Here is a 14,592-nt window from a genome sequence, read left to right as displayed (position 1 = left end):
CAGGCTTGGGGTATTCCGCATGGTAATGCAATTGCATTGTCTGCTCAATGAGAACTCACCGCCTCAGCACCGCCTTCAACGCCACCCCCGTGTGGCTCCGGCTCTTCACCACCGCCTCCGGCGTGCCGGCCACCACCACCCGCCCGCCGCCTGAGCCGCCGTCCGGCCCCAGGTCGATGATCCAGTCGGCCTCGGCGATGACGTCGAGGTCGTGCTCGATGACGACGACGCTGTGGCCGGCGTCCACCAGGCGGTGCAGCACGCGGATGAGCTTCTCCACGTCGGCCATGTGCAGGCCGACCGTCGGCTCGTCGAGCACGTAGAGCGTGTGCGGCGCCTTCTGGCCGCGGCGGGTGACGTCGTCGCGGACCTTGCTCAGCTCGGTGACGAGCTTGATGCGCTGCGCCTCGCCGCCGGAGAGCGTCGGGCTGGGCTGGCCCAGCGTCAGGTAGCCCAGGCCGACGTCCTGCAGCAGCCTGAGCGGGTGCGCGATGCTCGGCATCGAGGCGAAGAACTCCACCGCCTCGTCCACCTCCATCTGCAGCACGTCGCCGATGCTCTTGCCGCGCCAGGTGACGGCCAGCGTCTCGGGGTTGAAGCGCGCGCCGAAGCACTGGTCGCACGGCACCTTCACGTCGGGCAGGAAGGCCATCTCGATGGTGCGTAGCCCCTGGCCCTCGCAGGCCGGGCAGCGGCCGTCGCCGGTGTTGAAGCTGAAGCGCCCGGCGGCGTAGCCGCGCGCCTTGGCCTCCAGCGTCTCGGCAAACAGCTTGCGGATGGTGTCCCAGAAGCCGATGTAGGTCGCCGGGCACGAGCGCGGCGTCTTGCCGATCGGCGTCTGATCGACCTCGAGCACGCGGTCGACGTTGCTCCAGCCCTCCAGCCCGACGCAGCCGACCCAGGCCGGGCGCTCGCCGGCCTTCTTTCCGGCCGCCTTGTGCGTCACGACGGCCTGCACGTTGCGCAGCAGCACGTCGCGCGCCAGCGTCGACTTGCCCGAGCCCGACACGCCCGTCACCGCCACCAGCCGCGCCAGCGGCACCTCCACGTCCACGCCCTGCAGGTTGTGCAGCGTCGCGCCGCGCAGCGAGAGCGCCGGCGTCTCGGCGTCGACCGGCCGGCGCGGGCGGGTCGGGTGCTTCAGCGGCGCGTTCAGGAAGCGGCCGGTCAGCGAGTCGGCGTTGGCCTTGAGCTCGTCGGCCGTGCCCTGGGCGATCACGCGGCCGCCGCGCTTGCCGGCGCCGGGGCCGATGTCGATGATGTGGTCGGCGCGGCGGATGGTGTCCTCGTCATGCTCGACCACCACCAGCGTGTTGCCGCTGCGCCCGAGCTGGTGCAGCGCGTCGAGCAGGATGCGGTTGTCGCGCGGGTGCAGGCCGATGGTCGGCTCGTCGAGCACGTAGCACACGCCCTGCAGGTTGCTGCCGAGCTGCGCGGCCAGCCGGATGCGCTGCGCCTCGCCGCCGGAGAGCGTGGGCGCAGCCCGGTCCAGCGTCAGATAGCCCAGCCCGACCTGGCCGAGAAAGGCCAGCCGGCTGCGGATCTCCACCGCCACGTCGCGCGCGATCGCGGCCTCGCGGCCGTCGAGCTTGTGGCTGTCGAGCCAGCGCCGGGCGTCATCGACCGACCGGGCCGCCACCTCGGCGATCGAGGCCTCGCGGAAGCGCACCGCGCGCGACACCGGATTGAGCCGCGCGCCGCCGCAGGTGCCGCAGGGCCGGTCCTCCAGGCCCTCGACCTCGGGCTCGGCAAAGGTCTTCTCGCGGCCCTTGTCGTCGTCCTGCGCGCTGTCGTCGAGCGCCTGGCGCTGCTCGCGGGTGAGCGCCAGGCCGGTGCCGACGCAGTCCGGGCACCAGCCGTGCTTGCTGTTGTAGCTGAACATGCGCGGGTCCAGCTCGGGGTAGCTGGTGGCGCATTGCGGGCAGGCGCGCTTGGTCGAGAAGACCTTGGCCTTGCTGCGGAAGGCGCTCGACAGGAAGCCCGCCTCCAGCGATGCCGCCAGCGCCTTGGCGCTGGTGCCGGCGGACTTCAGCGGCGTCATCAGGTGCAGCACGCCCTTGCCGTGCTCCAGCGCCTCGGCCAGCGCGCGGCGCAGCTCGGCCTCGTTGTCCACATCGACCCGCAGGCTGGCCACCGGCAGCTCCAGCGTGTGCTCCTTGTAGCGGTCGAGCTTGGGCCACTTGTCGGTCGGCAGGAACTCGCCGTCGACGCGCAGCTGCGTGTAGCCCTTGCCCTTGGCCCATTTCGCCAGGTCGGTGTAGAGGCCCTTGCGGCCGATGACCAGCGGCGCCAGCAGCCCGATGTGCTGGCCGCGGTGCTCCTTCAGCAGCTGCGAGGCGATGGATTCCGGCGTCTGCGGCCGCACCGCCACCCAGGTGTCGGGCGGCGCGTGGAAGTCGCTGCAGGCCGGGCAGTACTGCACCCCGAGCTTGACGTAGAGCAGGCGCAGGAAATGCCAGACCTCGGTGGTGGTGGCCACCGTGCTCTTCCTGCCGCCGCGCGACAGGCGCTGCTCGATGGCGACGGTGGGCGGAATGCCCCACACCGCATCCACCTCCGGGCGGCCGGCGGGCTGCACGATCGAGCGCGCGTAGGCGTTCAGGCTTTCCAGATAGCGGCGCTGGCCCTCGTTGAACAGGATGTCGAAGGCCAGCGTCGACTTGCCCGATCCCGACACGCCGGTGATGACGCTGAACTTGCCGCGCGGGATGTCGACCGACAGGCCCTTGAGGTTGTGCTCGCGCGCGTTGACGATCTGGATGGCGTTGCTCGGCGCGGCCTGGGCGCGCGCGCGGTCGCGGCGTGCCTTGGCCAGCGTCTGCAGCGGCGTGCCTTCCTCGGCCACCAGCGCGGTGGGCTGGCCGAGCTGGCCTTCGTACTCGCGCAGCGCCCGGCCGGTGTGGCTGCTGGCGTGCGCGCGCAGGTCGGCCGGCGTGCCCTCGGCCACCAGCTCGCCGCCGGCGTCGCCGCCGTCCGGGCCCAGGTCGACGATCCAGTCGCTGGCGCGCACGACATCCAGGTTGTGCTCGATCACCAGCAGGCTGTGGCCGGCCTCGAGCAGCTTGCGGAAGGCCCGCATCAGCTTGGCGATGTCGTCGAAGTGCAGGCCGGTGGTCGGCTCGTCGAACAGGAAGAGCGTGCCCTTGCGCGCGACCTTCTGCTTGCTGGCGGTGGCGTTCTTGGCCGCCTCGGCCAGGAAGCCGGCCAGCTTCAGGCGCTGCGCCTCGCCGCCGGAGAGCGTGGGCACCGGCTGGCCGAGCTTGACGTAGTCCAGCCCGACATCGGCCAGTGGCTGTAGCGCGCGCACCACCTCGCGGTCGTCGGCGAACAGCCGCACCGCGTCGGCCACCGTCAGCTCCAGCACGTCGGCGATCGACATCGCCTTGCCCAGCCGGGTGATCTGCACCTCGCGGATCTCGGCGCGGTAGCGCGTGCCGTCGCAGTCCGGGCAGCGCAGGTAGACGTCCGACAGGAACTGCATCTCGACGTGCTCGAAGCCCGAGCCACCGCAGGTCGGGCAGCGGCCGTCGCCGGCGTTGAAGCTGAACATGCCGGCGCCGTAGCCGCGCTGCTGCGCCTCGGGCAGCGCGGCGAACAGCTCGCGCACCGCGTCGAAGGCGCCGACGTAGCTGGCCGGGTTGGAGCGCGCGGTCTTGCCGATCGGGCTCTGGTCGACGAAGACCGCGTCGCTCAGCGCGTCGGCGCCGAGCAGGCGGTCGTGCGCGCCGGGCGATTCGGTCGCCTGGCCGAAGTGGCGCGCCAGCGCCGGCGCCAGCACGTCCTGGATCAGCGTCGACTTGCCCGAGCCGCTCACGCCGGTCACGCAGACCAGGCGCTGCAGCGGGAACTCGACCGTGAGGTTCTTCAGGTTGTGCTGGCGCACGCCCTCCAGGACGAGGCGCGGCGTGCTGTCGAGCACCGGCCGCGTCAGGCCCAGGCCGATGGTGCGCCGTGCGCCGAGGTAGGCGCCGGTCAGCGTCTCGGCGCCCTTGAGCTCGTCGGGCGTGCCGTCGAAGACGATGCGCCCGCCCTGGGTGCCGGGGCCGGGGCCGAGGTCGATGATGCGGTCGGCCGCCAGCATCACCGCCGGGTCGTGCTCGACCACGACCAGCGTGTTGCCGGCGTCGCGCAGCCGCGCCATCGCCTGGTTGATGCGGTCCATGTCGCGCGGGTGCAGGCCGATGGAGGGCTCGTCCAGCACGAACAGCGTGTTGACCAGGCTGGTGCCCAGCGCGGTGGTCAGGTTGATGCGCTGCACCTCGCCGCCGGAGAGCGTGCGGCTCTGCCGGTCCAGCGTGAGGTAGCCCAGGCCGACGTCGCAGAGGTACTTCAGCCGGGTGCGGATCTCGTCCAGCAGCAGCTCGAGCGCCTCGTCGAGCAGCTGCGAGGGCAGGGCGAGCGTGTCGAAGAACTGCCGCAGGCGCGCGATCGGCATCAGCATCAGGTCGTGCAGGCTCAGGCCGGGCAGGCTTTCCAGCTGCTCGCGCGTCCAGGCCGCGCCGACGGGCAGGAAGCGCTTCGCGGGCGCCAGCACCGCGTCGGCCTCGGCCTGCTCGCCCAGGCGCCACAGCAGCGATTCCAGCTTCAGCCGCGCGCCGCCGCAGGCGCCGCAGGGCGTGTAGCTGCGGTACTTCGACAAGAGCACGCGGATGTGCATCTTGTAGGTCTTGCTCTCCAGGTACTCGAAGAAGCGGCGCAGGCCGTACCAGTGCGTCTTCCAGTCGCCGTTCCAGTCCGGCGCGCCGTCGATGACCCAGGCCTGCTGCGCCGGGCTCATCTGGTTCCAGGCGGTGTCGCGCGGGATGCCGGCGTCGCCGGCGCAGCGCATCAGGTCGTTCTGGCACTCGGCCCAGGCCGGCGTCTGCAGCGGCTTGACCGCGCCGCCGCGCAGCGTCTTGCGCCCGTCCGGGATCACCAGGCCGAAGTCCACGCCGATCACCCGGCCGAAGCCGCGGCAGCTCTCGCAGGCGCCATAGGCCGAGTTGAACGAGAACATCGCCGGCTGCGGGTGGCCGTAGCGGCGGTCGGACTCGGGGCAGTGCAGGCCCTGGCTGTAGCGCCAGATCTGCTGCGCCTCGTCCGCGCCGGCGTAGACATTGCAGCGGCCGCTGCCGCGCTTGAGCGCCGCCTCCAGCGCCTCGATGACGCGGCCTTTCTCGGTGGTCGAGAAGCGGAAGCGGTCGGCCACCACGTCGAGCACCTTGCGCGGCCCGGTCGGCGTGGCGACCTCGCGCTCGGCCTGCACGCGCGTGTAGCCGCTGGCCGCCAGCCACTGCGCGATCTCCTCGGGCGTGACCGAGCCGGGCAGCTCGACGGGGAAGGTGACGACCAGGCGCGGACCGCCTGCGGCCTCGCTGCGCGCCTTCAGGTCGGCCCAGATGCTCTGCGGGTCGTCCTCGCGCACCGGGCGGGCGCTGTCCTGGTCGAACAGGCGCGCGGCGCGGGCGAACAGCAGCTTCAGGTGGTCGTTGATCTCCGTCATCGTGCCGACCGTGGAGCGGCTGGTGCGCACCGGGTTGGTCTGGTCGATGGCGATGGCCGGCGGCACGCCTTCGACCGCGTCCACCGCCGGGCGGTCCATGCGGTCGAGGAACTGGCGCGCGTAGGCGCTGAAGGTCTCGACGTAGCGGCGCTGGCCCTCGGCGTAGAGCGTGTCGAAGACCAGCGAGGACTTGCCCGAGCCGCTCGGGCCGGTCACCACCGTCAGCTCACCCGTGCGGATGTCGAGGTCGAGGTTCTTCAGGTTGTGCTGGCGCGCACCACGGATACGGATCAGGCCGGACATCGCGGGAGGTCTCTCTGACGGGCGAAACGGGACATTCTAGGGACGCCCCGTACCGCAGGGCGGGGCCGGGTCTCTGCGCGTCGGCGCCGTACCCCCGGGTTGATGGTGATCATCCTCAAGTGAAAAAAACGCAATCCGCTGCACAATGCCGCCCGGCTGCCGTGAACAGGTGCGCGGGCCATCTTCGGGGGAATCTCATGAACACCATGTTCCTGCGGCTGCGCGCAGGCGTCGGCCTGTCGTTGCTGCTGGGCGCCGGTGCGGCGCTGGCCGTGCCTTCGGCCACCGTGCCGTGGCTCAAGGTCGACCAGTTCGGCTATCTGCCGGCGATGCAGAAGGTGGCGGTCGTCGTCGACCCGCAGGCCGGCTTCAATGCCGCCGAGGCCTTCGCGCCCGGCATCGGCAGCGGCCAGTACCAGATCCGCCGCTGGGCCGACGATGTCGTCGTGCACACCGGCACGCTGCAGCCCTGGAAGAGCGGCGCCACGCACGCGCAGTCCGGCGATCGCGGCTGGCACTACGACTTCTCGGCGCTGACCACCGCCGGCGCCTACTATGTCTGGGACAGCGCGCGCCAGGTCGGCTCGGGCCGCTTCGAGATCGGCAGTGCGGTCTACGCGCCGGTGCTGCGCCAGGCGGTGCGCATGTTCTATCACCAGCGCCTGAACCACGCGAAGGTCGCGCCCTACGTGGACGCCCGCTGGTCGGACGCCGCCGCCTACGAGCGCCCGGGCCAGGACCGCTCGGCCACCAGCCGCTGGGCCAAGGGCAGCGCGGCGACCGCGCGCGATCTCTCTGGCGGCTGGATGGACGCCGGCGACACCAACAAGTACGTGACCTTCGCGCAGTCGGCGGTGCTGCAGCTGCTCGACGCCTACCGCATGAGCCCGGCGGTGTTCCGCGACGACTTCGGCATCCCGGAGTCCGGCAACGGCCTGCCTGACCTGCTCGACGAGCTGAAGTGGGAGCTCGACTTCCTGCGCCGCATGCAGGACGCCAGCGGCACGCACGGCCTGTTCCTGAAGGTCGGCGTCGACAACTACACCGACATCTCGCCGCCGAGCGCCGATGCGCGCCCGCGCTACTACCTGCCCGAATGCACCTCGGCAACGCTGGCCGGCGCGGCGATGTTCGGTGCGGCCCATGTCGTCTACCGTGGCTTTGCGTCGCAGGCGGCGGGCGCGGCCGACCTGCTGGCCCGCGCCGAGGCCGCCTGGGCCCGCGCGAAGGTCACCACGAACGGCTTCACCGTCTTCCAGACCGCCTGCGACGACGGCGACATCAAGGCCGGCGACGCCGATGTCGACGCGCAGGGCCAGCTCGAGTCCTCGGTGCTGGCGGCCATCGCGCTGCACGAGGCCACCGGCAAGGCCGAGTACCGTCTCCATGTCGAGGCGAACTACGCCCGGGTGCGGCCCTACAGCCTCTGGTGGTGGGGTCCGTACTGGGCGCCGATGCAGGTCGCGCTGCTGCGCCACGCCGGCCAGCCGGGCGTGTCGGCCAGCGTCGCCTCCAATCTGCGCAGCCAGAAGTCCTGGCAGAACGGCGTCATCTCGCTGACCGACTTCAACGGCGGCGCCAACGGCACCGATCTCTACCGCGCCCATCTGGCCGACGCCGAGTTCAACTGGGGTCACAACATGACCCGCTCGAATGCCGGCCTGATCAACCTCGACTTCGAGGCTTTCGGCATCAACACCGCCAGCGCCGCGCTCTACCGCCGCATCGCCGAGCAGCATCTGCACTGGCTGCACGGCGCCAATCCGCTCGGGCTGGTGATGCTGTCGAACATGGCCTCGGCGGGCGCCGAATCCTCGCTCAGCGAGATCTATCACACCTGGTTTGCGCACGGCACCGTCTGGGACAGCACCAAGACCTCGGCGCGCGGCCCGGCGCCGGGCTATCTGGCCGGCGGCCCGAACACCACCTACACCGGCAGCGTCGCCGGCCTGGCCAGCCAGCCGCCGCAGAAGGCCTACAAGGACTGGAACACCGGCTGGCCGGAAAATTCCTGGGAAGTCACCGAGCCGGCGATCTATTACCAGGCCGCCTATGTGCAGCTGCTGGCACGGCTGATGGGCACCGCCGACACCCAGGCGCCCACCGCGCCGGCCAAGCTGACGGCCAGCGCCATCACTCGCAACAGCATGACCTTGAGCTGGAGCGCCGGCCGGGACAATGTCGGCGTGGTCGGCCACGACCTCTACAGCGGCTCGACGCTGCTGGGCGGCGGGCTGCCCGGCACCTCGCGCCAGCTCACCGGCCTGAGCTGCAACACCAGCTACACGCTGACGCTGCGCGCGCGCGACCTGGCCGGCCAGGTCTCGGCCGCCAGCCCGGCGCTGACGGTAAAGACGGCGGCCTGCTCCTGAGGCGGGTCCCGAGCTCAGCCCATCAGCCCGCTCAGCCCATCAGCGCACACGGAATCGACCACAGCAGCCGCCCCGGCGCGCTGCTGGTCGGCTCCAGCTCCAGGCAGGTGAGCGAGGCTTTCTTGATGCGCACGATCGGCTGCTCGCTGCCCAGCAGCCGGCTGATCAGCAGCGACAGGTCCGGCTCATGGCCGACCAGCCACAGCGGGCCGTCGGTGGTGGCGAGCTGGTCGCGCAGGCCGGCCAGCGCCTGCACGGTGGGCGTGTCGATCTTCAGCCAGTCGACCACCTGCGGGCGCGGGCAGTCGGGCAGCTCGTCGCAGAACTGCACCGCGGTCTCCAGCGCGCGCACCAGCGGACTGCACAGCAGCCGCGCCGGCAGCAGCGTCTGGCGCTGGCAGAAGCGCGCCACCGCGCGGGTCTGGCGGTGGCCCTTGTCGATGAGCGCACGGTCGGCATCGACGGGGGCCAGCAGCCGGTCTTCGGCAGTGGCGTGGCGAAGGAAGAAGATCTGCTGGATCACGGGGCCGGTCCGAAAACGACAAGGGACCGCAGAGTATGCGGTCCCGGGGTGATGTCGGCGTGACAGCGGGATGACACGCAGGCCGGCAATGACGAGGAGGCTGTTGGAATCCGTCTCCGGATCCGGATCGACCGGGGGTCCGATTCTGGCGCTCTCTGCACCTCGGCCCCATGGCGAAGGAATCTCGACAGATTCCAACAGCGCCATCCCCGGTGCGACCTGCCCGCCGGGGGCAGGCCGCACGGGTTCCTTATCGGCGTCTCAGAGCTGCAACTGCAGCATGACGCTCACCTGTGCACGGTTCTGGCCGGGCGCGGTGCCCACCTCGACCTGCAGCTGGGTCTGGTTCGAGACCTGCCAGTTCAGGCCGGCACCGGCGCCGACCTGCAGCGCACGGCCCGGCTCGTCGCGGCGGGTCTTCATTTCGGTTTCGATGCGACCGTAGGCGCGGGTGCGCGCGGTGATCGGCAATTCGGCGATGGTGCTGCCGCGCAGCCGCGCCGGCGTGCGGCCCGAGGCCGCCTGCGGCGCGCCGAAGCTGGCGATCTGGCCGTTCCAGCCGCTGCGCGGCTGCACCGGCTCGGTGTAGCGGACCCGCACCTGGCGGCCCAGCCGGGTCTCGCCGGTGACGCCGCTGCTGCCCTGGGCGTTTGCGCCCTTGGGCTGGGCCAGCGTCTCGCCGCTCAGCAGCGAGCCGCCCATCAGCATCAGCATCGTGGCCACCGAGCCCGGCCGGCGGCGCACCAGACGCACCGCGCGGCGCATGCGGCTGGCGGTGCGGTGCAGGACATGACGGGGGCTACGGCTGGGCATGGCCGTGATTGGCGCATGGGCCGTCCGCGCGGGCGTAACCAGATCTGGAAATGATCGGTTTTGCCAGACCCGGTCATTCCGGCGCTTTTTCACCCTCTTTCGGATGAAAGCGTGACATATGCCCAGGCACATGCCCCTTTGCACCGCGATTTCGTGGGCGCGGCGATTGTTTCATTTGCTGGCTGTTTCGATGCGCCTGGTAACGGGATTGCCTCAGATGGATACAGGATCGGCCACGAGCGACTGCGCCGCCAGGCCCTCGAGCCATTCGACGATGCCCTGCGGCTCGACCGCATCGCGGTTCATCACCGCCGCGGCCGGCTCGCCCTGCAGCATGCGGCGCACCGGCAGCTCCATCTTCTTGCCGGAGAGGGTGCGCGGCACCGCCGGCGCGGCCAGGATGCGGTCGGGCAGATGGTGCGGCGAGACCTGGGCGGCGATCTGCGCGCGGATGCGCTCTTTCAGCGGCTCGTCGAGCATCACGCCGGGCATCGGCACCACCAGCAGCACGATCTCGCCGTCGGGGTCGCCCTCGCGGTGCAGGTCGACGACCAGGCTGTCGGCCACGCCGGGCAGGGCCTCGACCACCCGGTAGATCTCGGTGCTGCCCAGGCGCACGCCGCGGCGGTTCAGCGTCGCGTCGCTGCGGCCGAGAATGACCGCGCCGGTGCGGCCCTCCTGCGGATGCGGCACCAGCCGGATCCAGTCGCCGTGGCGCCAGACTGCGCCGATGCCGTCACGGCCGGGATAGGTGCTGAAGTAGCTCTCGATCAGCCGGCGGTCGCCCTCGTCCTTCCAGAAGTAGAGCGGCATCGAGGGCATCGGCCGGGTGCAGACCAGCTCGCCGACCTCGCCGATCAGGCTGTCGCCGCGGCCGTCCTCGCGCGGCGGCCCCCAGGCCTCGACCGCGGCGCCCAGGCAGCGGCACTGGATCTCGCCGGGCGGGTTGTCCAGCGTCGGCAGGCCGGCGACGAAGGCGCCGGCGAAGTCGGTGCCGCCGGCGATCGAGCTGACCCAGATCGGCCGGCCGTCGACCGCCGGCAGCTGCTGCTGCAGCCAGGCATGGACCTCGGCCGGCAGCGGCGAGCCGGTCGAGCCGACCGCGCGCAGCGCCGACAGGTCGGCCACCCGGGCCGGCTCCAGGCCGGAGCGCGACATCGCGGTCAGCACCGAGGCGCCGGCGCCGAAGTGGGTCACGCCGGTCTCGGCGGCAAAGCGCCACGGCAGGCTCCAGTCGGGCGCGTCGCTGCGGCCGGCCGGGTGGCCGTCATGCAGCGCGATGGTGGTGCCGCCCAGCAGCGCGCCGACCTGCAGGTTCCACATCACCCAGCCGCTGGAGGTGGTCCAGTGGAAGACATCGCCGGTGTCGACGCTGGCCCCGAGGTTGTTGTGCAGCACGTTGAGCTTGAGGTGCTCGAGCATCACGCCGCCGTGGCCGTGCACGATGGGCTTGGGCAGGCCGCTGGTGCCGCTCGAGTAGACGATCCACAGCGGATGGTCGAAGGGCAGCCACTCCGGCTCGAAGTTCCACGGGTTGCCGGCCAGCAGCGGGCGCAGGTCCCAGGCGCGCCGGCCGGGGGCGGCGAACTCGTCGGGCTCGGCGTCGCGGTCCAGGCAGGGCCACAGGATCATGTGCTCGATCGAGGGCAGGCCGTCCAGCAGCATGTGCAGCAGCGGGCGGCGGTCATGGTCGCGCCCGCCCCAGGTGCTGCCGTCGCAGCCGATCAGCACCTTGGGCTCGATCTGGCGGAAGCGGTCGAGCACCGCACCGACACCCATGTCGGGCGAGCAGATCGACCAGATCGCGCCGAGGCTGGCGCAGGCCAGGAAGGCCACCACCGTCTGCGGCGTGCTGGGCAGGTAGGCGGCGACGCGGTCATTGCGCCCGACGCCCATGCCGCGCAGCGCCACCGCCAGCGAGGCCACCTCGCGGCGCAGCTCCGGCCAGCTCACCCGCAGCGTGCGCCCGGCCGCCTGCAGCATCTCGTTGCGGAACAGGATGGCGGGCAGGTCGGCGCCGTGCGCCTCGTCGGCATGGCGGAAGACCTGGCGCGCGTAGTTGACCTGCGTGCCCGGAAACCAGACCGCGCCCGGCACCCGGCCATCGGCCAGCGCCACCACCGGCGCGACCGGCGACTCGATGTCGAACCAGTCCCACAGCGCGCCCCAGAAACCTTCCGGGTCATTGACCGACCATTGCCAGAGATCGTCGTAATCGTCGAAATGTCGTCGTCGCTCCAGCGCCAGCCAGTGGAGAAACGCGGTGATCCGGGCCTCGGGAAGCGCCATGGTCGGGTCCTGTCCTGATGTGGGTTGAATTTGCCAACTTTTTATCAGAAACGCCTGGAACGACCCGGTTTTGCGCTGCGGTGTCGGCGGGCTGTCAGGCGTCGATGTCCACCGTGCTCCACCAGTTCAGCCAGAAAGGCGGACGCCGGTAGCCGATGACCTGGCGGTGCATCAGGTCGGTGACCATGCGGTGAACGTGGTAGCGGTAGGGCGCGTAGGCCAGCATCAGCCGGTTGGCCTCGCGGAAGGCCTCGAGCCGCTCGGGGCCGTCGGGCAGCGCGGTCAGGCGGTCGTAGGCCCGGTCGAAGGCGGGCAGCACGAAGCGGGCGAGATTGCCCTTGCCCACGGACGGGCTGTAGCCGCGCTCGAGCGCGCCCTGGCCGTCGGGCGAGCCCGCCGACGAGCCCACCCGCCACATCATGAACTTGCCCGAGCGGGTGGACTTGAGGTTCTCGCTCCACTGGCCGACCTTCAGCTCGACCCGCAGGCCCAGCGCGTCCATGTTCTTCTTGTAGATCTCGTCGAGCTGGCGGCTGGTCTGGTCGGACTGCGACAGCATCACCAGCGTGAGCTTCGAGCCGTCGGGGCGCTCGCGCCAGCCGTCGCCGTCGCGGTCGCGCCAGCCCCAGGTGTCGAGCAGCGCGCGCGCGCGTGCCGGCTCGAAGCGGCCCTGCTCGGTGCGCAGCAGCGGGTCGAAGCCGTAGGTGCCCGGCGTGATGCCGGCCTGGGCAGCAATGGCCTCGCCGCGCCGGCCCAGGCGGATCTCGCGCGGAATGTCCAGCCCGAGGCAGATCGCGCGGCGCAGCGCCACCTGCTCCGGCGCCAGGCCGCCGACCACCGGGTCTTCCATGTTGAAGACGGTCAGCGTGACGTCGCTGGCGGCGACCCGGCTGTGGCGGATGCCCTTCTTGGCCAGATGGGGCGCCAGCTCGCCCTTGACCAGCGCCTGCGGGATGTAGTCGGCCGGCACCCGCTCCAGCAGGTCCTGCTCGCCGTTGAGGAAGGCCAGCCAGCGCGGCTGCGCCTCCTCGATGATGGCGATCTCGACGCGGTCGATCATCGGCAGGCGCCGGCCCTTGAAGCGCGCCAGCAGCGCCTGGCCCTCGGCGTCGTCGGCGTTGGGCTGGGCGTCGTAGCGCACATCGCGGTAGCCGGTGAAGCGCTCCATGACGATCTTCGAGCTGCGCCGCCACTCGGCCAGCCGGAACGGCCCGGTGCCGACCGGGTGCTCCATGATCTTGTCGCCATAGGCCTCGACCACCTCGCGCGCCATCGCCGGCAGGCCGGTGAGGGTGTAGAGGAAGCGCGGGCGCGGCTCGCGCAGGCGGATGCGCAGCGTGTGGCGGTCGATCGCGGTCAGGCCCTCGACCGGGCGGTCGTAGTCGAAGGGCTGCTTCGACTTCAGCGCGGCCTCGCGCAGCTCGCGCAGGCCGATGATGCCCTGCTCCTCCAGCGAGCTGTGGCCGGGGCTCTTGGTCGCCGGGTCGTAGAAGCGCTTGATCGTGTAGATGTAGTCCTCGGCGACCAGCTCGCGGGCACGGCCCTTGAAGGCCGGATCGTCGTGGAACAGGATGCCCGGGCGCAGCCGCAAGGTGAAGCTGCGGTGGTCGTCGGCGATCTCGGGCAGGGCCAGCGCGGTGCCGGGCCGGATCAGGAAGGGCCGCGCCAGCGGGTCGTAGTCCAGCGGGGACTCGAAGACATGCGCGGTGACGGTCAGCGAGTAGACATCGCTGAGCTGGACTGGATCGAAGCCGGTCTCGGCGGCCGGGAAGGCGTAGCGCAGCACCTTCGGCGCGCCGCCGGCGCTGGCGCCATCGGGGCGAGCCGGGGCGGCGTGCAGCCAGTCCGGGGTGCCGGTCAGTCCGGCGCCGGCGGCGGCACCGGCCAGCAGATCACGTCGCGTCAGGGTCACGGCAGCGGCTCCAGCAAAGGCATCGCCGCCGATTATCGTCACCCCGGGCGCCGTGCTCCGCTTCAGGCCCGCGCGGCGTTGAGCTGGTCGCGGGTGGCCATCGCCACGCGGCGCGCCGCTTCGGCGAAGTCCTCGCCGCGGCTGGCGTAGAGCACCGCGCGCGAGCTGTTGACGACGATGGTGCCCTGCGCGGTCAGGCCGGCCTTCACCGTCGCCTCGGCGTCGCCGCCCTGTGCGCCCACGCCCGGGATCAGCAGCGGCAGCGTCGGCGCGATCTCGCGCACTCGCGCGATCTCGGCGGGGAAGGTGGCGCCCACCACCAGGCCGATCTGGCCGGTGCGGTTCCACTCGGTCTGCGCCAGGTGCGCCAGGTGCTCGAACAGCCGCGGCTGGCCTGGCACGTCGGACAGGCGCTGCATCTGCCAGTCGTTGCCGCCGGGGTTGGAGGTGCGGCACAGCAGGATCACGCCCTTGTCGGCGTAGGCCAGGAAGGGGTCGATCGTGTCGCGGCCCATGAAGGGCGAGAGCGTCACCGCATCGGCCTGGAAGCGCACGAAGGCCTCGCGGGCGTACTGCTCGGCCGTCGAGCCGATGTCGCCGCGCTTGGCGTCCAGGATGACCGGCACCTCCGGGGCGACCGCCTTCATGTGCGCCATCAGGCGCTCGAGCTGGTCCTCGGCGCGGTGCGCGGCGAAGTAGGCGATCTGCGGCTTGAAGGCGCAGACCAGGTCCTTCGTCGCGTCGACGATGGCGGCGCAGAAGTCGAAGATCCTCGAGGCGTCGCCGGCCCAGGCGCCGGGAAACTTCGAGGGCTCCGGGTCGAGGCCGACGCACAGCAGGGACTGGTTGAGCTGCGTGGCGCGGGCGAGCTGGTCGGTGAAGGTCATCGCGGGACTCC

The 14,592-nt window shown here is 71.4% G+C and carries 7 protein-coding genes; 1 reads left to right on the top strand and 6 read right to left on the bottom strand.

All coding sequences use genetic code 11. The annotated features are described in order from the left end of the window. Window positions 1-55: 55 nt before the first annotated feature. Window positions 56-5,785, bottom strand: coding sequence for an excinuclease ABC subunit UvrA (uvrA, locus tag BW996_RS05780; protein WP_037480872.1), 5,730 nt, complete (start codon window positions 5,783-5,785; stop codon window positions 56-58). A gap of 197 nt (window positions 5,786-5,982) precedes the next feature. Here uvrA and BW996_RS05775 point away from each other — a divergent pair, with 197 nt between their 5' ends. Continuing rightward, window positions 5,983-8,157 (top strand): glycoside hydrolase family 9 protein, encoded by a 2,175-nt coding sequence (locus BW996_RS05775; protein ID WP_051631822.1) that lies wholly within the window; start codon window positions 5,983-5,985, stop codon window positions 8,155-8,157. Between the two features lie 31 nt (window positions 8,158-8,188). Here the strand turns inward: BW996_RS05775 and BW996_RS05770 are convergent, their stop codons facing one another. The 5 genes from BW996_RS05770 to pyrF all read right to left on the bottom strand — a co-directional run bounded on the left by BW996_RS05770 (window position 8,189) and on the right by pyrF (window position 14,581). Next, complete coding sequence (locus tag BW996_RS05770; RefSeq protein ID WP_037480874.1) at window positions 8,189-8,680, bottom strand: SixA phosphatase family protein; 492 nt, start codon at window positions 8,678-8,680, stop codon at window positions 8,189-8,191. Window positions 8,681-8,941: 261 nt separating this feature from the next. After that, window positions 8,942-9,493: a hypothetical protein gene (locus BW996_RS05765; protein ID WP_139330760.1), complete on the bottom strand. Its 552-nt coding sequence runs from the start codon at window positions 9,491-9,493 to the stop codon at window positions 8,942-8,944. A gap of 213 nt (window positions 9,494-9,706) precedes the next feature. Then, entirely contained in the window at window positions 9,707-11,782 is a 2,076-nt protein-coding gene (locus BW996_RS05760) for an acetoacetate--CoA ligase (RefSeq protein WP_037480878.1), read from the bottom strand. 94 nt (window positions 11,783-11,876) lie between these two features. Then, on the bottom strand, window positions 11,877-13,694 hold the full coding sequence (locus tag BW996_RS05755) for an ABC transporter substrate-binding protein (protein WP_037480880.1): 1,818 nt from the start codon (window positions 13,692-13,694) through the stop codon (window positions 11,877-11,879). A gap of 62 nt (window positions 13,695-13,756) precedes the next feature. Then, the gene (gene pyrF / locus BW996_RS05750; protein WP_037480882.1) at window positions 13,757-14,581 is read right to left on the bottom strand and encodes an orotidine-5'-phosphate decarboxylase; all 825 of its coding nucleotides are present in this window, start codon (window positions 14,579-14,581) and stop codon (window positions 13,757-13,759) included. Window positions 14,582-14,592: the final 11 nt, after the last annotated feature.

The sequence above is a fragment of the Sphaerotilus natans genome (assembly GCF_900156335.1).
Classification (GTDB): domain Bacteria; phylum Pseudomonadota; class Gammaproteobacteria; order Burkholderiales; family Burkholderiaceae_C; genus Sphaerotilus; species Sphaerotilus natans.
Note: the sequence above shows the minus strand (reverse complement) of the source record. Positions and strands in the feature narration are given on the sequence as shown.

Excerpts from the sequence above, each read along its gene's own strand:
- pyrF (WP_037480882.1), bottom strand. The coding sequence starts at position 14,581 with ATGACCTTCACCGACCAGCTCGCCCGCGCCACGCAGCTCAACCAGTCC.
- BW996_RS05765 (WP_139330760.1), bottom strand. The coding sequence starts at position 9,493 with ATGCCCAGCCGTAGCCCCCGTCATGTCCTGCACCGCACCGCCAGCCGC.
- BW996_RS05775 (WP_051631822.1), top strand. The coding sequence starts at position 5,983 with ATGAACACCATGTTCCTGCGGCTGCGCGCAGGCGTCGGCCTGTCGTTG.
- BW996_RS05760 (WP_037480878.1), bottom strand. The coding sequence starts at position 11,782 with ATGGCGCTTCCCGAGGCCCGGATCACCGCGTTTCTCCACTGGCTGGCG.
- uvrA (WP_037480872.1), bottom strand. The coding sequence starts at position 5,785 with ATGTCCGGCCTGATCCGTATCCGTGGTGCGCGCCAGCACAACCTGAAG.